12 protein-coding genes are annotated in these 17574 nt (G+C 58.2%); 2 read left to right on the top strand and 10 right to left on the bottom strand.

Translation table 11 applies throughout. The annotated features are described in order from the left end of the window. Positions 1 to 28 precede the first annotated feature (28 nt). The 4 genes from ACQUWM_RS10775 to parC all read right to left on the bottom strand — a co-directional run bounded on the left by ACQUWM_RS10775 (position 29) and on the right by parC (position 6910). Entirely contained in the window at positions 29 to 2215 is a 2187-nt protein-coding gene (locus ACQUWM_RS10775; protein ID WP_428922151.1) for a TRAP transporter permease, read from the bottom strand. Between the two features lie 19 nt (positions 2216 to 2234). Next, a complete protein-coding gene (locus tag ACQUWM_RS10780; protein ID WP_428922152.1) occupies positions 2235 to 3215 on the bottom strand; it encodes a TAXI family TRAP transporter solute-binding subunit in 981 nt (326 codons plus the stop codon). 199 nt (positions 3216 to 3414) lie between these two features. Beyond that, entirely contained in the window at positions 3415 to 4623 is a 1209-nt protein-coding gene (gene serB / locus ACQUWM_RS10785; RefSeq protein WP_428922153.1) for a phosphoserine phosphatase SerB, read from the bottom strand. After that, on the bottom strand, positions 4616 to 6910 hold the full coding sequence (gene parC, locus ACQUWM_RS10790) for a DNA topoisomerase IV subunit A (protein WP_428922154.1): 2295 nt from the start codon (positions 6908 to 6910) through the stop codon (positions 4616 to 4618). Before parC ends, serB begins: the two co-directional genes overlap by 8 nt. A 266-nt stretch (positions 6911 to 7176) precedes the next feature. On the opposite strand from parC, the gene ACQUWM_RS10795 reads away from it, so the two are divergent. Beyond that, positions 7177 to 7404, top strand: a complete 228-nt coding sequence (locus ACQUWM_RS10795; RefSeq protein ID WP_406988815.1) for a hypothetical protein — start codon at positions 7177 to 7179, stop codon at positions 7402 to 7404. 29 nt (positions 7405 to 7433) lie between these two features. On the opposite strand, the gene ACQUWM_RS10800 is transcribed toward ACQUWM_RS10795, so the two are convergent. Together ACQUWM_RS10800 and ACQUWM_RS10805 are read right to left on the bottom strand one after the other, a co-directional pair. Next, positions 7434 to 8018: a YceI family protein gene (locus ACQUWM_RS10800; RefSeq protein ID WP_428922155.1), complete on the bottom strand. Its 585-nt coding sequence runs from the start codon at positions 8016 to 8018 to the stop codon at positions 7434 to 7436. A 64-nt stretch (positions 8019 to 8082) separates the two neighbouring features. Beyond that, on the bottom strand, positions 8083 to 8634 hold the full coding sequence (locus ACQUWM_RS10805) for a cytochrome b (RefSeq protein WP_428922156.1): 552 nt from the start codon (positions 8632 to 8634) through the stop codon (positions 8083 to 8085). 598 nt (positions 8635 to 9232) lie between these two features. Here ACQUWM_RS10805 and ACQUWM_RS10810 point away from each other — a divergent pair. Beyond that, positions 9233 to 10528 carry an EAL domain-containing protein gene (locus ACQUWM_RS10810; protein WP_428922157.1) on the top strand — a complete coding sequence of 432 codons (1296 nt, stop codon included), beginning with the start codon at positions 9233 to 9235 and terminating at the stop codon, positions 10526 to 10528. On the opposite strand, the gene ACQUWM_RS10815 is transcribed toward ACQUWM_RS10810, so the two are convergent. The 4 genes from ACQUWM_RS10815 to ACQUWM_RS10830 form a co-directional block, all read right to left on the bottom strand. Then, positions 10512 to 12290 (bottom strand): SLC13 family permease, encoded by a 1779-nt coding sequence (locus ACQUWM_RS10815; RefSeq protein ID WP_406999206.1) that lies wholly within the window; start codon positions 12288 to 12290, stop codon positions 10512 to 10514. The two genes, ACQUWM_RS10810 and ACQUWM_RS10815, sit on opposite strands and share 17 nt — an antisense overlap. Before the next feature lie 95 nt (positions 12291 to 12385). Beyond that, complete coding sequence (gene parE / locus ACQUWM_RS10820; RefSeq protein WP_428922158.1) at positions 12386 to 14281, bottom strand: DNA topoisomerase IV subunit B; 1896 nt, start codon at positions 14279 to 14281, stop codon at positions 12386 to 12388. A 144-nt stretch (positions 14282 to 14425) separates the two neighbouring features. Further along, positions 14426 to 14920, bottom strand: coding sequence for a protease complex subunit PrcB family protein (locus tag ACQUWM_RS10825; RefSeq protein ID WP_406999210.1), 495 nt, complete (start codon positions 14918 to 14920; stop codon positions 14426 to 14428). After that, the gene (locus ACQUWM_RS10830) at positions 14917 to 17559 is read right to left on the bottom strand and encodes a S8 family peptidase (RefSeq protein ID WP_428922159.1); all 2643 of its coding nucleotides are present in this window, start codon (positions 17557 to 17559) and stop codon (positions 14917 to 14919) included. Before ACQUWM_RS10830 ends, ACQUWM_RS10825 begins: the two co-directional genes overlap by 4 nt. Between the last annotated feature and the right edge of the window lie 15 nt (positions 17560 to 17574).

A 17574-nucleotide genomic window follows, 5' to 3' on the forward strand; every position in this document is an offset into this window, starting at 1 on the left:
GCAAGAGCCACAAGCGACCTGCCAGCCGTCATACCCGGGCCTCAAGACCGGGACTGGCCAGCTTCTTTTGGAGCAGGAAGGCTGCAATGGCAAAAGCCACACCGCCAAGGTCCGTCGTCAACCCGCCGGCGATCATCATCATTGCCGCCACCAGTAGCAACAGACGAACCACAGTCGCCGCCTGATTTCGCAGGAACCAGCCCTGCACGGCACAGGACAGCAGATAGACTCCCACCAGGGCCGTCATCAGGGCCCGCGCAATATCCAGCACACCGGCATCCATCAACAGGGCACCGTTGTAGAAGAACATGAACGGTACGATGAACGCAGCCAGACCAATGCGGAACGACTCCACCGATGTCCCCATGGCGTTGGCCCCGGAGATCCCCGCTGCCGCGTAGGAAGCCAGAGCCACCGGGGGCGTAATGGCGGATACCACGGCGAAGTAGAACACGAAGAAGTGTGCCGTAAGCGGATCAATCCCCAGCTTCACCAGGCCCGGAGCTACCACCGAAGCAGCAACAGCGTAGGCGGCCGTGGTGGGCATGCCCATACCCAGCAGCACCGAAATGCCCATGGCGAAGATCAGCGCCAGCAACTGACTGGTTTCGGCAACCCCCAGCAACAGGGATGAGAAACGTGCGCCGACGCCAGTCAGTGAGATAACCCCGACAATGACGCCGGCACAGGCACACACCACGATGATCTGCACCGACATGATGCCCGACAGCTCCAGCGCCTTGAGGATGGAACGAATGCCCATCTTATGGGGCGACAGCCAGCTCACCACCACCGCGGATGCCATGGCCAGGGTGCCGGCACGAATCACCGAATAACCCATGAACAGGGAAACAATCAGGATCAGGATGGGAGCAAACAGATAGGCCTGCCGCGCCAGCCGCTTCAGGGATGGCAGTTCATCGGAGCGCATGCCCCTCATTCCGGTTTTTGCCGCCTCCAGGTCCACCATGAAGTAAACCGACGCAAAATACAGGATGGCCGGAATGATGGCCGCAATGGCAATCTCGGTGTAGGGAATACCGGTGATCTCCGCCATGATGAAGGCACCAGCACCCATGATCGGGGGCATGATCTGACCGCCGGTAGAGGCCGCCGCTTCCACCGCGCCCGCGGTCTGCTTGCGATACCCCACTTTCTTCATCAACGGGATGGTAAGGGAACCGGTAGAAACCACATTGCCGGCGCTGGTGCCGTTGATCATGCCCATCAGCCCGGACGCGAAAATGGATACCTTGGCAGGCCCACCCCGGGAGCGCCCTGCCGCGGCAAAGGCAAAATTAACGAAGTAGTCACCGACCTTCGACGCCTGCAGGAAGGCCGCAAAGATGATGAACAGGATGATATAGGTGGAGGACACCGCAGTGGTTGGCCCCAACACACCGGCATCGGTATATACCTGACTGAAGAAACGCTGAACCGACAGTCCCGGATAGCTCAGGAAGCCCGGCAAATACGGCCCGGCGAATACATAACCGAGAAAGATCAGGGCAATGGCCACCAGGGCAAGGCCCGCCACGCGGCGGGTCATTTCCATAATCAGGGCGGTACCCGCGACGGCGGCGAAGGAGATTCCCAGCGGCGCAAACGATGTGCCCGTGGTCATTCGCATGGACGTGTTGTAAACCACCAGCAGGTAGCTGGCGACCGCAATGCAGCAGATCACCAGAACCAGATCCGGAACGCTGAACCGGGCCCGGTCACGGCGATGGAACCAGCTCACCAGGATCCCCAGACCGGTAGCCGCCAACAGCGGCCACCCAAAGTGCCAGGTCTCAAGCTCCACAGGCAGTCGCATGGCGCCGCCCTGCACCATTTCATACATCCGCCCGGTCTGCACCAGGGCGTAGATAGCAGGCACCAGTAACACACCCGCCGCCAGGGTGGTCCAGCGCCGGCCAGCGGGGGTGCGGCCTTCAGTGAAAGCCGCGCCCGAGAACAACAGGTAGCCCAGAATCAGCGCGCCACACACATGCACGATGCGGAAGGACCAGGTTTCCAGAGGTGAAATATTCAGGGTATACAGGTGAAACGCCGAGTACACGATTGCAAACAGCGTCACCGCCCAGAGCATCCAGCGACGGTAAAGGCGACGATTCGCCTCCACCGCTTCGTCATCCACTCCATGGACAAGCAGTTCATCCTCGGCACCGGTAGTCGCAACCGGCGCCTGGCTTTGTTGTGATGAGGTAGTCATAGCAGATTCCCGGATGAGATTACTTGATCATGTCAGGTTCGATGGAGTAGCCGTTCTCGGTGAACCAACGGGCAGCACCGGGATGCCAGGGCAATACGGTGTTGTTGACATGGTTTTCCGGGACGCTGGTGCGCGCCGCCTTGTGGATGGACACCATCTTGTCGTTGTTCTCCATGGTCAGCTTGGTGATCTCATACACAAAGCTTTCCGGCATCTCACAGTTAGCGGTCGCAAAGTTCCACATGGAGACCGCCTGGGAATCGTCCGACAGGGACTGGTAGGTGCTTTCAGGAATGCTGAACGGCGATACCGGGAAGGCATCGGTGACGGCCTTCAGTTCCTGTTCATTGAACTCGATGATATTGATAGAGGATTGCACTTCCAGCTGGCTGACGGCAGGAATCGGAATACCGGCGGCGAAAGCCACCACATCGATCAGGCCGTCCTGGAGTTGCCCGCCCAGATCGGACCAACTGCCGTTGCGGCGTTCAAAGTCTACGCCCAGGGTTTCCATCATCCGGGGAAAATAGGAATCCGATGTGGAACCGGCGGGACCGAAACCGATGCGGGCACCGTCGGGAATGTCGGAAATGGAGGTGATATCGGAATCCGCCAGAACGGTAATGGAGAATGGCGTCTGGTACATCGGGAACATGGCACAGACGTTGTCCATCTTCATCCCGGGCATAAGAGGGCTCTTACCGTTGACGGCCTCGCTGGCCGGCCCCATGGTAACCAGGCCGAACCCAAGGTCGCCGGTATGCACCAGGGCCATGTTCTGAACCGGCCCGCCGGTAATCTCGGCGCCCCCGGACACTCCCAGGTTTTCAGCTATGAAATTCGCCCAGCCTGACCCATAGGCGAAGTAGGTGCCGCCCTGACTGGCGGTGCCGACCGTGAAGTTTTCCGGCCAGTCCGACCGGTCCTGAGCCAGTGCGGACCCGGTCATCAGGGCGGTGGTGGTCAGGGCAATGAAGGTGTGGTTCAGACGATTGCTCATGGCGTGCTCTCCAAATGATCGTTGTTGTGAGTATTCCGGAGTCGAACAGGACCCCGGCCAACCATTCAAAGCAACCGCCAAGCCAACTATATATCACATTGATATTTTTCGTTTTTTTGGATTTATTCGGGGAGTTCTGGGTGGATAACCACCCAGGCAGGAATCCGCAATGGGTGGAAACCCACCCATTGCCGGATCGTTACTGGTCTTCGCTTTCCCGGTACCCGATCAGATAGAGGATAGCGTCCAGCCCCAGGGTGGATATGGAATGCCGGGCCGACTCCTTGACCAGGGGTTTGGCGCGGAAGGCGACGCCCAGGCCGGCCTGACTGAGCATGGGCAGATCGTTGGCGCCATCACCCACGGCGATCACCTGCTCACGGGAAATGTGCTCCCGCTCGGCAATCTCCAGCAGCAGTTCAGCCTTGCGCTTACCGTCGACGATCTGACCGGACACACGACCGGTTACCTTGCCGTTCTCGATTTCCAGCTCATTGGCATGGATATAATCGATACCCAGTTTGCTCTGCAAATGACGGGCAAAATAGGTGAAACCGCCGGACAGGATCGCGGTGCGATAGCCCAGGGACTTGAGGCGACTGATCAGGTGCTCTGCCCCCTCGGTCAGTCGCAGGCGGCTGGCAATGCCCTCAAGCACTGATTCGTCCAGTCCCTTGAGCAACGCCAGGCGCTCGGCAAAACTCTGACTGAAGTCCAGTTCACCCTGCATCGCGCGCTCTGTGATCTCCGCCACCTGATCGCCGACGCCGGCCTCAAGGGCAAGCTCGTCAATGACCTCGGCCTCAATCAGTGTGGAGTCCATATCGAACACCACCAGACGCCGGTTTCGGCGGAAAATCGAATCCTCCTGGAACGCGATATCCACGTTCATTTCGCCGGCAATATGCAGGAAGTCTGCCCGCAGCTGCTCCAGGTCCGACGGTGTTCCCCGCACGGAGAATTCCACGCAGGCAATCCGGTTCTCGATCGGGTTCAGGGAGGGCCGTGCCGACAGGCGGGTGATATTGTCAATGTTCAGACCATGCCGGGCCGTGATGGCCGATACCCGGGCAATCTGCTCAGCCTTGATATCCCGGGACAGCAACGTGACGATGTAGCAGGCCCGGTTCCTGGCCGCCGCCCAGGTCTGGTAGTCCTCCTCCGTGATCGGCGCGAAACGCACCTGCAGGTCCAGGGCATGCAGGCGAAACAACAGATCACGAATCACCGGAGACGACTTGGAGGCATCGGGAATCTCAATGAGAATCCCCCACGTCAGGTGATCGTGGATCACCGCCTGGCCGATATCCAGGATACGGACATCATACTGCCCCATAATCCCGGTGATTTCCGAGGTGAGACCAGGCTTGTCACGCCCGGAGACATTAATCAGGACCAGTTCACTCACTGTCGGAGAACTCCTCTTCCACGCCATTGCCATCGGCCGACGTCACTTCAATGGAATCCACACGCTGCAGACCCCGCGGTAATTTGTGGCCACGACGGCCGCGCTCACCGAAGTAATGCTCGAGATCGCTGAACTGTAGCCCCATCTTCCGCTTTCCGGCCCGGATCTCGAGAGTATCATCCTCCGCAAACACCGCCACCGCAACGACGTACTCCTCGCGGTTCTGCACCCTCGCGGACGGAATACTGATGATCTTGTTACCCTTGCCCTTGGCGAGTTCCGGCAGTTCGTTCAGCGGGAAGACCAGCATCCGCCCTTCATTGGAAATCGCCCCCAGGAACAGCGGCCTGTCGGTCGCGGGCACCACCACCGGAGGCATAATCTTCGCGCCCTTGGGAACGGTAACCACCGCCTTGCCATTGCGGTTCTTGCTGATCATGTCTTCGAGGGAGGTCACAAATCCGTACCCCCCATCGGTGACCAGCAGGACTTTGCGGGCTGGCTCGCCCATCAGCAGTCCGGAAAAGGTCGCTCCGGATGGCGGGTTGATGCGCCCGGTCAGGGGTTCACCCTGGCCGCGAGCGGAAGGCAGGCTGTGGGCCATCAGGGCATAGGCCCGCCCGGTAGAGTCCAGGAACAACGCCTGCTGGTTCTGCCGGCCCTTGGCCGCCATGGCAAACCGGTCACCGGATTTGTAGTTCAGCCCCTCCGGCTCAATGTCGTGACCCTTGGCAGCCCTTACCCAGCCTTTTTCGGAGAGCACCACAGTGACCGGATCGTTGGAAACCAGGTCGACCTCGCTGAAGGCTTTCGCCTCCTCACGCTCGACAATGGGCGACCGCCGGTCATCGCCATAGGTTTCGGCATCCGCCTGCAACTCGGCCTTGATCAGTTCACGCAGACGATCCTCGGATCCCAGGATAGCCTGCAGCTCATCCCGTTCCGCGGACAGCTCGTCCTGCTCACCGCGGATCTTCATTTCCTCGAGCTTGGCCAGATGCCGCAGTTTCAGTTCGAGGATGGCTTCCGCCTGCTCCGCCGACAGCCCGAACCGGGACATCAGCTCAGCCTTGGGCTTGTCTTCGGTGCGGATAATTTCAATGACTTCGTCGATGTTCAGGTAAGCGATCAACAGGCCTTCAAGGAGGTGCAGTCGCGCCAGAACCTTGTCAAGGCGATGCTGGAGGCGACGGGTGACCGTGGTGCGGCGGAAACTCAGCCACTCGGTCAGCATGGTCTTCAGGCCCTTGACTGCGGGACGGCCGTCGTTGCCAATGACATTGATGTTTACCCGGTAGGTTTTTTCCAGGTCGGTGCTGGCGAACAGGTGGGCCATCAGCCCTTCCAGGTCAACCCGGTTGGAGCGCGGTACAATCACCAGGCGAGTCGGGTTTTCATGGTCCGATTCATCCCGCAGGTCCGCCACCATGGGCAGTTTTTTCGTCTGCATCTGCTGGGCAATCTGTTCCAGCACCCGCGACCCGGACACATGGTGTGGCAGATCGGTCACCACGATCTCACCGCTTTCGCGGATCCAGCGTGCCCGCATCCGCAAGGAACCGCGACCGGTCTCGTACATCTGGCGGATGTCTTTTCTCGGGGTAATGATCTCGGCCTCGGTCGGGAAATCCGGCCCCTTGACGTGTTCACACAGGTCATCAACCGTGGACTCGGGCTGATCCAGCAAGCGAATACAGGCCGCTGTCACTTCCCTGACGTTGTGGGGCGGGATGTCGGTGGCCATACCCACCGCAATGCCGGTGGTGCCGTTAAGCAACACATGAGGCAGCCGCGCCGGCAGCACCGAGGGTTCTTCCATGGTGCCGTCGAAATTGGGCACCCAGTCAACTGTGCCCTGCCCCAGCTCACTCAGCAGTACATCAGCAAACGGCGCCAGGCGGGATTCGGTGTAACGCATGGCGGCGAAGGACTTGGGGTCATCCGGGGAACCCCAGTTGCCCTGACCATCCACCAACGGGTAACGGTAGGAGAATGGCTGGGCCATCAATACCATCGCCTCATAACAGGCGCTGTCGCCGTGGGGATGGAATTTACCCAGCACATCACCCACGGTGCGGGCAGACTTTTTATACTTGGAGGTGGATTTGAGACCGAGCTCGGACATGGCGTACACGATTCGCCGCTGAACCGGTTTGAGCCCGTCCCCGACGTTTGGAAGCGCACGATCAAGAATGACGTACATGGAATAGTCGAGATAGGCCTTTTCCGTGTAGTCCCTCAGTGAAACCCGCTCAAAGCCTTCATCCGTTGTCTGGAACTCTGGCATGGATGCCTCTTTTACCTGTTGTGAATTCTACTGACTCGTCTGCCCTTGACCGGATCTGTCCGGTTCGAGTTTGAGGGCACATTATATGGACGCGGGCAGCGATACACCAACAACCACAACGCAATATATCCACGGCCACAGGATCGGGAAGGTATGAACGCCGGTTTCCAATAGCGGAATTCCCGCATGGAGACTGTGTAATGGTGGCCGTATGCTCGCCTGCAGTGAGTAGATGACCGTTTTCACCTTTGAGCAAGCGGAACACTATGAAACCGAATATGAAAGCCTGTGGGCAGGCCATGGTGACCGCCATGGTCAATGCGGTGCTCGCCCTGGCACTGATGTTACTGGTCGAGTTTGCCATCAGCGGCACGCTTCACATGGCAGAGCCCTATCTGTGGGCAGGGCTGTTGATCTGGCTGGTTATCTTTGTTGCCCAGTTCTGGAGGCAGCGCCATCTGTGCCGCTGCGGGGAAGAGAGGAACGCGGGCTGACGCAACGCCAGCCCACGCAGATACCACGATTACTGACGGATACCTTCCACCGAAATTTCGATTTCAACCGTTTCAGACGCTTTGCCAAGATCCATGGGAATACCGAAATCGGACAGCTTCAGCTCGGTTTCAGCCTCAAAGCCCATGCGATAACCACCCCAGGGGTCTTCACCATGGCCCAGCAGTTCCGCATCCAGGGTAATTTCCTTTGTCACGCCGCGCAGGGTCAGGTCACCGATAATATCGGCCTCATTGCCATCATCGTCCAAAACCACGCGCTTGCTCTTGAAGGTAGCCTGCGGATACTCATCCACGTAGAGGAAATCCTCGCTGCGCAGGTGCTTGTCACGTTCTGCATGATTGGAATCGACGCTGGCAGGGTCGATGGTCACCTCAACAGAGCTGTTCTCGGGGTTCTCGGCATCAAAGACAAACTGCCCGTCAAAATCGTTAAAGCGGCCATACAGCCAGCTGTAGCCAAGGTGCGAAATCTTGAACGTTACGAACTGGTGGTTCCCCTTGGTGTCAAAGGCGTATGTGCCACTGTGCTCTGACGCTTGGGCGCCTGCAATCATGGACATGGAAACGGCTGAAGCCAGCAATACTTTTCTCATAGTGATCTCCTGTGTGAAAAAGCCCGATAGAGGCCAAAGATAATTTACATACCGGAGGCGGCACTCAGTGGCCAACCCCCAACATACGGCGCAAGGTATTGTCCTTGTCCATAATGTGATGCTTGATCGCGGCCAGGGCGTGGACACCCGCCAGGACTACGATGGCCCATGTACTCCAGTAGTGGACATCGCCGGCTACATCTTCCATTCCCTTTATCTGGCCAGTCACGGAAGGCACTTCAAACCAGTTGAACACACTGATCGACGACCCATCGGCGGTGGAAATGAGATAACCGCTCACCATGGCTACAAACAACAGGATGTAGAGCAGTCCGTGGGCAAGGTGGGCAGATATGACTTCCCAGCGGGTATGGCTGGGCAATGGGCGGGGAACCGGATTAGCGAGCCGCCAGACGACCCGGAACAGGACAACGATAAACAACAGGATCCCGATACTCCGGTGAATATCCGGCGCCTGGCGATACCACTCATCGTAGTAGGACAGACCGACCATGTAATAGCCCAACCCAAACAGCCCGAACACGGCAAGGGCTACCAGCCAATGCACAATAATACTGACGACGCCAAACTGGCTGGACGAATTGCGGACTTGCATGGTCTGGATATACCCCACTCCCTGATGAATCGAAATTCCTGAACACAGTCTAAGAACCAGCCACTTTAAAGCCAACCCAAATGTTTTGTACGCCAACGTCAGATTTTCTGACCGAGATCCAGGCTCAAAGTTTCCGGCCACCCCGAATTAGCCAGACGGGACACCGCGAGCGGGCAGTCAGAACTATGCCTTTGGTCTGATACGGGTTTTACGGATTGTTGATAACCTGAACTAAGATAGACTCAGTACATACTTAACCACCCCCCTGGCACACCCGCCGGGTGACTGACTGAACAAGAGGCATGAACATGGAACTTGAATTCGACGAAAGCGTAGTCGTACCGAGCAATAACTGATCCCCTGGCGGCCCACCCATGGCCGCCGGATCCTTTTTTTCCAGAATGACAAAACGCCCGATCAGGCCCGATTTTCCGTTTTTTCCATTAATCAGTGGCAAAACCACGGTGTTTTTGGCAACCTTCCCGTCATCACAGGGCCAACCTCTCAGTTTGTGACCAGGCACCTGTAATCTGTATTTACAGTTCGGTCAGCTTATGTACAGCGACCGATGCATTCGTCTATAGATTCAGTACAGCCTATGTCGCGATCCCTTCCTGAAAAGCTGGCAGCGCCGGATGTAGATTTGCTGTCCCCCATGCTCAACAAGGAAGGTGACTCATGGACAGCGGACTATCAGGGACTGACCCTGAAAACCGCACTGCAGCCTATTTACAGTATTTCCCATAAACGGGTGGTGGGTTATGAAGCCCTGATCCGGGCCTTTGATACGGACAACGCCGCCGTACTGCCAATACACCTGTTCCAGCTGCCCACGTCCAACGCCGAAAACCTGTTACTCGACAGGCTCTGCCGATATCTCCATATCCGCAACTACACCGGCTTTCATGACCAGCTCAACTGGCTGTTCCTGAATGTTTCACCACAGGTGGTCACCAGCGGCACTCAGGCTGATTCCTTCTTCGGGCAGTTACTGAAAAAAACCGGCTTGCCCCCGCACCGCATCGTGATTGAAATTGTGGAACAGCCAACGGACGATGCCGACAGGCTCCGGGAAACGGTGGCGTACTACAAAAAACTTGGTTGCCTCACCGCCATTGATGACTTTGGCGCCGGTCATTCAAACTTTGAGCGTATCTGGAACCTGTCTCCGGACATCGTGAAACTGGATCGCAAACTGCTGACACGGGCCACCGAAGACGACAAGGCGCGGCAAATCCTCAACGGTATTGTTTCTCTTTTACACCAGTCCGGCTGCCTGGTACTGCTGGAGGGCGTGGAAACAAGAGATCAGGCTCTGATGGCCATTGATGCCGGCGTGGATTTTGTGCAGGGTTACTACTTCAGGAGGCCGAGCATTCTGCTGGAGGAGATTTCAACCAGAGCAGCGGACATTGACCGACTGCTCAGCGAGTACAAAAGCCAGAGCCTGGTCACCAGTGACCCTACCCACCAGTTGATTCACTACTTCTCCGACGACTTCCGCGAGGCCATCGCCAGGCTGAACAAGGGTACAGGAATGCAACAAGCCTGCCTGCGACTGCTTGAACACCCGGCCGTTTCCCGGTGCTACCTGGTGGATGACAAGGGCGTCCAGATCGAGGACACCCTGATATCCGAAACCACGGCACGCAGCCTGGATCCGCGGTTCCGTCCGCTGGAAAGCACCACCAGTGCAGACTGGTATCGCCAGCAGTATTTGCGACAGGCTCTGGCGCAACCGGAGAACCTCCAGGCAACCACCCCCTATCTCTGCATCACGGGTGCCTATATGTGCGTCACGCTGTCTCTGGGCTATTACTACCGGGGGGAATTGAGGGTACTGTGCTGCGACCTGATCGCCAATTCAACCCGCGGCATCAGCCAATCGGGCTGATGCCGTATACCAGGCCGATGACCGCTACGGTCAGCAGGCCGATGAATACATTCATCGGCAGCCCAACTTTCACGAAGTCCATAAAACGGTAACCACCGGGGCCAAACACCATCATGTTGGTCTGATACCCCAGGGGCGTGGCAAAACTGGCCGACGCCGCCATCATCACAGCAATCACAAACGGTTCTGCGGGAACGCCAAGTACGCCGGTCATCGACAGGACCACCGGAATCACCAGAACTGCTGCCGCATTATTGGTAATAACCTCGGTCAGCACCGACACGGTGAAATACACCAGGAAGATGGTCAGCAAGGGATGGCCATTGCTCAGCCCGAGGATCCCCTCCGCCATATACCCGGCCGCCCCGGTCTGTTCCAGGGCCGCACCCAGGGCGAAGGCTGCCGCAATGGTCAGCACCACCGGAACGTCCACCGCTTTCTGGGCCTGGCCAACAGAACAGCAACCGCTGAGAATCATCAGGGCGGCGCCCATCAAGGCGGCATTCAACATACTCAATACGCCAAAGGCCGCAGATCCGACCAGCACCAGCAGGATGCCCCAGGACAGCCAGGCCCGGTCATGTCTCGGGGTCTCGGTTTCCAGGTCATTGATCAGCAGGAAGTCCTTGTTGTAGCGCTGCCGGGTCACAAAGGCCGGACGGGCTTCAAGCAACAGCACGTCTCCGGGTTTCAGGCGGATGTTGCCCAGGTTCCCCGATACCCGCTCACCGCCCCGGGCAACCGCCAGTACCACCGCACCGTAACGATCACGGAAGCGGGCGTCGCGGATGGTCAGGCCCAGCACCTCGGACTGCGGTGACAGCGCCGCTTCCACCAGACGACGCTCTGCCCGGTCCTTGCTCAGGCTCGGCTCATCATCGTGTACCGAGGGCACAATACCGTTAATTCGCAACAGGTCTGAAATCGCCTGGGTATCCCCGGCAAACACCAGCCGGTCCCCGCCCTGAAGCCGCTCCTCGGACGGCACGGCGGTCACCACGCTGCCATCACGCTCGATTTCGACCAGGTACAACCGCTCCAGCTCCCGCAGGCCCGCCTCGCCGACACTCTTGCCCACCAGGGGCCCGTCGAAGGCCACCGCCACCTCCAGGGTAAACTCCCGCATGGAACCAAACTTCTGCTGGTCCTTGCGATCCGGCAACACGCGGGGCAATACCAGGAGCATCACCGCCACACCGATCGCCGCGACCGGCAGGCCGACGGCGGTGATGGAGAAAATCGAAAAGCCCTCTTCCCCGGTCAGCTGCTGGTACTGGCCGTTCACCACCAGATTGGTGCTGGTACCGATGAGTGTCAGGGTGCCGCCGAGAATCGCCGAATAGCTCAGGGGAATCATCAGCTTGGATGGGGAGATTCCAATCTTGCGGGACCAGGCGTGAACCGCCGGGATCATCGTGGCCACAACCGGCGTGTTGTTGAGGAAGCCACTGAGAAGCGATACCGGCAATGCGATGCGCGCCTGCGCGGAGCGGACGCTTTTGGGGGAACGCAGAAGATAATGGACCACCAGGTCCACACCGCCGGAATGATGAATGCCGGCGGCCACCACAAACATGGCAACCACCGTAATAAGGCCGCTGTTACTGAACCCTGCCAGAGCCTGGTCGGCTGTCACCACGCCACTGGCACTCAGCACGACGAGCACTCCCATCATCACCAGATGGGGGCCGAACCGTCCTACACTCATGAGCACCAGCGCCACGCCCGCCAGGCTCAACGCAAACCAGCCCTGCCAGTCCATAGATCCTGCTTCCCAAAGTTAAAGGGAGCAGGATAACGACTTTATGGAAGACTGAGAAAGAATAAAGGATGCTGTTTAAAGCACTATTAGCAATATCAGACCGCAATGTCCGCCATGTTGCCATAGGTTTCCAGCCAGGAACGCCTGTCCGACGCGCGCTTCTTGCCCAGCAGCATATCCATGCGGGAATCGGTATCGTCACCGTCTTCAATGGTAAGCATCACCAGACGGCGGGTGTCCGGCGCCATGGTGGTTTCCCTGAGCTGGAGCGGGTTCATCTCACCCAGACCCTTGAAGCGGGTGACCGAGATTTTGCCTCGACGGTTCTCCGCTGCCAGCCGGTCGAGGATGCCCTGCTTCTCATGCTCGTCCAGGGCATAAAAAGTTTCCTTGCCCAGATCCACCCGGTACAACGGAGGCATGGCCACAAACACGTGCCCCGCGCTTACCAGCGGGCGGAAGTGTTTGACGAACAGGGCGCACAGCAAGGTCGCGATATGCAGCCCATCGGAATCCGCGTCTGCAAGGATACAGATCTTGTTGTACCGCAGGCCCGCCAGATCGTCGGAACCGGGGTCCACGCCGATGGCCACGGCAATGTCATGGACTTCCTGGGACGCCAGAATTTCCCCCGAATCCACTTCCCAGGTATTCAGGATTTTACCCCGCAGCGGCATCACCGCCTGGAATTCCCGGTCACGGGCCTGCTTGGCGGAACCACCTGCGGAATCACCCTCAACCAGGAACAGCTCTGACCGGTTGGTATCACTGCCGGAGCAGTCCGCGAGCTTGCCCGGCAAGGCCGGACCCGAAGTCACTTTTTTACGGGCAACCTTTTTCGAGGCCCGCAGGCGACGCTGGGCGTTGTTGATAAACAGTTCGGCCAGGATCTCCGCCACATCGGTATGCTGGTTCAGCCACAGGCTGAACGCGTCCTTGACCACCCCGGAAATGAATGCGGCTGCTTCCCTGGAAGACAGGCGCTCCTTGGTCTGCCCGGAGAACTGCGGCTCCTGCATCTTGAATGACAATACATAGGCGCAACGCTCCCAGATATCCTCCGGAGACAGTTTGACGCCACGGGGCAACAGGTTGCGGAACTCACAGAACTCCCGCATGGCTTCCAGCAGGCCGGTACGCAACCCATTGACATGGGTACCGCCCTGGGCGGTCGGAATCAGGTTCACGTAGCTTTCCATCACGGCTTCGCCACCTTCCGGCAACCACTGGATCGCCCAGTCCACGGCTTCCTTGTTACCGGAAAAACTGCCGGTAAACGGATCCAGCGGAACCGCTTCGATGTCCGCAAGGGCGGTGCGCAGATAGTCCCGCAGCCCTTCCTCATAACACCATTCGTCTTTCTCGCCGGTCTTTTCCTGTACGAACGTCACCGTCAGACCCGGGCACAACACCGCCTTGGCCCTGAGGTTATGACGCAGGCGACTGACCGAAAAGTTGGGGCTGTCGAAATAGCTGGCATCCGGAGTGAACTTGAGACGCGTGCCAGTGTTGCGCTTGCCGACCGTATCAATGACTTCCAGCTCGGAGACCTTGTCACCGTTGGCAAAGCTCATACGGTGTAATTGGCCGCCACGCTTGATCGTCACTTCCAGGTGGGTAGAGAGGGCATTCACCACGGACACCCCTACCCCGTGCAGACCACCGGAAAAGTTGTAGTTGCCCTGGGAAAACTTGCCGCCAGCATGCAGCCGCGTGAGGATCAGCTCAACCCCCGACAACCCCTCTTCCTTGTGAAGATCCACCGGCATGCCACGACCATCATCCTCGACGCTCAGGGAGCCATCGGCGTACAGCACCACATCAATCCGGCGGGCGTGACCGGCCAGCGCCTCGTCCACACTGTTGTCGATCACTTCCTGCGCCAGATGGTTTGGACGACTGGTGTCGGTGTACATTCCCGGGCGCTTGCGGACGGGATCCAGACCACTCAGGACTTCAATAGCGTCGGCGTTATACTGTTGCTGGCTCATAGGCAGGAAGAGACTCCGCGGATTTGTTATCAAACTGGCCCATAGCTTAGGGATTCACGGAGAAAGATCAACGGTTGTTTTGTGCCCCGATGACAAACCCGGCGCAGGCATACTCCGGGCAGCATCGTCAGGGGCGACGGGGAACTAGCGTTTGCGGGTCAACGTCTCCATTCCCCTCCCAGACACCTGCAAACGGTCCCAGGCATCCGGAGTGACGGCGATGACCGCACAAGGCGTTGTCAGTGCCTGGGTCACCATGGCTCCAGCGGAAGGCTGCCGGACGTTAACCGCAAGCTCCAGGACATCATCGTTGATGGCAGACGAATCAAGGGTAACCCCGTAACCGCCCGTCGGCTTCTGCCCCAGCCCAACCAGCACCAGATGCTCCCGTTCAAAGTCCACATTGGCCAGGGCATCCAGCGCCAGATTCTGGGCAGGCAAACGGGATAACCGCTCCAGCTGGTCGTAACGTTCTACATAGACCACCCCGGGCGCGGTCAATCCGCAATGGTCTGACTGGGTCACCTGTCGGGCCAGAGGCGCCCCTTCTGATGTTTCAGAACGACTGACAGTAGCGGCACACCCCGCAAACAGCAGGACGCTTACCACGAAACCAACTCTGGCATAACGTAACTTCAACGATCTGTCTCCACTTGACGTACGGGCTCATCCTGATCACCTGAATCAGTTTTCAGGCGGTACCCCTCGAAACCGTATCGGGGCATGCCCATAGCGGCAATGGTGGGGCGCCTGAAACTGGTGTTCAGTGTGACACCGGACAGGGGCTCACCGCCAATGACGATTTTTTCAGGCAAACCGTTGACCGGATACTCGGCGCAGGCTTCGCCGTTTTCGCAGATCAGTCCGTTGTTGTCCATGTCGGTGCCCGCCACCAGGAAGTACTCTCCGGGCGCCACATCATCGAATGCAAACTGATACTGACCTTCTGCCACGTTAACGACGGTCTGTGCAATGGTTTCCCGATCGTCGTCGGTGCTGACCAGCAGGACATAGTGGCGCCCTGCGTCCAGATCTTCCGGTGAACCGCCAAACTGCAGTGTGACCGGGATGGTCAGAGGGCTTACTGTAGGTTCATCTGAATCATCTGTGTAGGATATCTCAATGTCAGCCCTATACGACTGGGACTCATCCAACCCGGACGTGTCTACCGATACGGAGACGGGGTCGGATGTATTCACCGACACAGGCAGCTCACCCAGGTCAATACTGAGCCATGAAGGCAATTCAGCCACACTGTTAATCGTGATGCCCGCATTGGAAGGATACTTGGCGAAGGTGAATTCCTGACGGTTGACCACTCCGTTGAACTGCAGACTTGAGGGGCTTGCCGCCAGTATGGTTGAAGTGTCGCCATCAAGAGCCGCGTCCACCGCTTTAAGAGCGTCGATCAGACCTGCGCCGTATTCTGTGCGATTCGGTGGCGGGCTCGTCAATTGGCCACCCGCAAGAAACTGGAAGAAAAGATCGGGGGTCATGTCCGCGTCCACGGATTTCATCAGGGCATAAACCCCTGCCACATGGGGCGCTGCCATGGATGTGCCCTGAAGGCCAGCATATCCGGGTACGAAGTTACCTCCATCATCCGTTCCCCAAGTACTTATAATCAGTCCATCATTGCTACTTGCATTCCCGCCTGGCGCGACCAGATCGACAGACGGCCCGACATTGGAGTAAGGAGCACGCTCACCCGACCGCCCCACTGCACCAACACCCACCACATTGGCAAATGCCGCTGGAAAAGTGGCTTCGTCGGTTCCCTCATTGCCCGCAGCCGCGACAACCAACTTGCCAGCCCCGTAAGCCCGGTCAATGGCGTCTTCAAGGCTCTGGCTCGGGCCTAGCCCTCCTAAGCTCAGGTTGATAACATCAATCTCGTTTCGGCCAGCCGCCCAGTTGACGGCAGCGATCAGGTCAGCGGAATTTCCGAAGCCTTCCTTACCCAGCACACGCACCGGCAGGATATTGGAGTTCGGGGCTACGCCAATCCCTCCTTCACCGTTGCCATCAACGCTGCCAGCAATTCCTGCCACATGGGTACCATGGAAGTTGCTGCTCTGGGACTTGCCATCGCCGGGATCCGCGGGATTGGTGTCGCGACCATCCGGATCGCCAAAGCGGTCGTCTATATCCAGCTCGGCAGACACATAGTCCATGGTCGCATTCAGAATCAGCACATTGTCGTCTATGTCAGGATGCCAGTTATCCCTGGTTCCGGGCGTTGCGGTAAACAACCCAGTATCCATCACTGCAATACCAATGCCCGTGCCGCCATCCGGAGCCACCTGCCACGCTAATGGCAGGTTAATCAGTGGGTGATTCCACTGGCGTGAATACAGCGGATCGTTATTCGTCTGGATCTGTTGTGCGTGATAAAGGTAATTTGGCTCCGCCACCGCTACATCCGGGCTCTCGCGAAGTTCCCGAATCCAGGTAACTGTGTTTTCTCTCGACTGCTTCGAGGATTGCGCCGAGAAAGCGGATACAGGAGCCCCACTATTCTGGCGGACGCGCCAAGAGCCCCCTCCCAGACTATGGGCCTGGTTGGCCGACATAGCCCTTGCCACGGCTTCACTGCCGGTCTGCGGCATTAACGATGGTTTAAAGGTGACGATGGCCTCGCCAAGCAGGAAATCCGGTTCCACATAACGAGTGTTCATCACACTCGCCGCGCCTTCATCGGCCAGCGTCAAAACATAACGAAAAGGCGCTCCCCCTGACGTGCCTACTTCAAGGAAATAGCCACCTTCCGGAAAGCTCTCAGGCACCGTGTTTGACTGCCCAACGTCCAGATCCTCTTCCAGAGATCCATCTGAGCTGACCAGCTTCAGGACTGGCTGGGGAGGCAGAGTACCAAAGGAAAAATATGCGTCCGGCGATTCGAAGACCTGAAGAGCAATGCGGTCTCCCGGCGCCAACCTGACGGCATAGATATCGGTCCGGTCTTCAAAATACTCAAAAACATCCTGTGTTCCGGTGTTGTAACGACCCGATGACGCGCTGAGATAACCGCCGGTCACGGTGGTGCCCGGCAGGTCCTGAGCGGCGCTCCGGGAATCGTTGGTTACGCTTTCACCAACACGGATATCGTCTGCGGTATCCAGATCAACCCTTGTGCGGCTCTCCAGTGATATCACACCAGATATATCGGGCGCCGCCTCGTCGGAGGAACTACCGCCGCCACCGCCACCGCCACCGCCACAACCGGATAACAGTCCAGCCAGGAGTAAACCACTGATTCCCAAACGCTCTGTCGCCATCTGCACCCACCAGAC

It is taken from the genome of Marinobacter sp. DUT-3, assembly GCF_050379435.1.
GTDB lineage: Bacteria > Pseudomonadota > Gammaproteobacteria > Pseudomonadales > Oleiphilaceae > Marinobacter.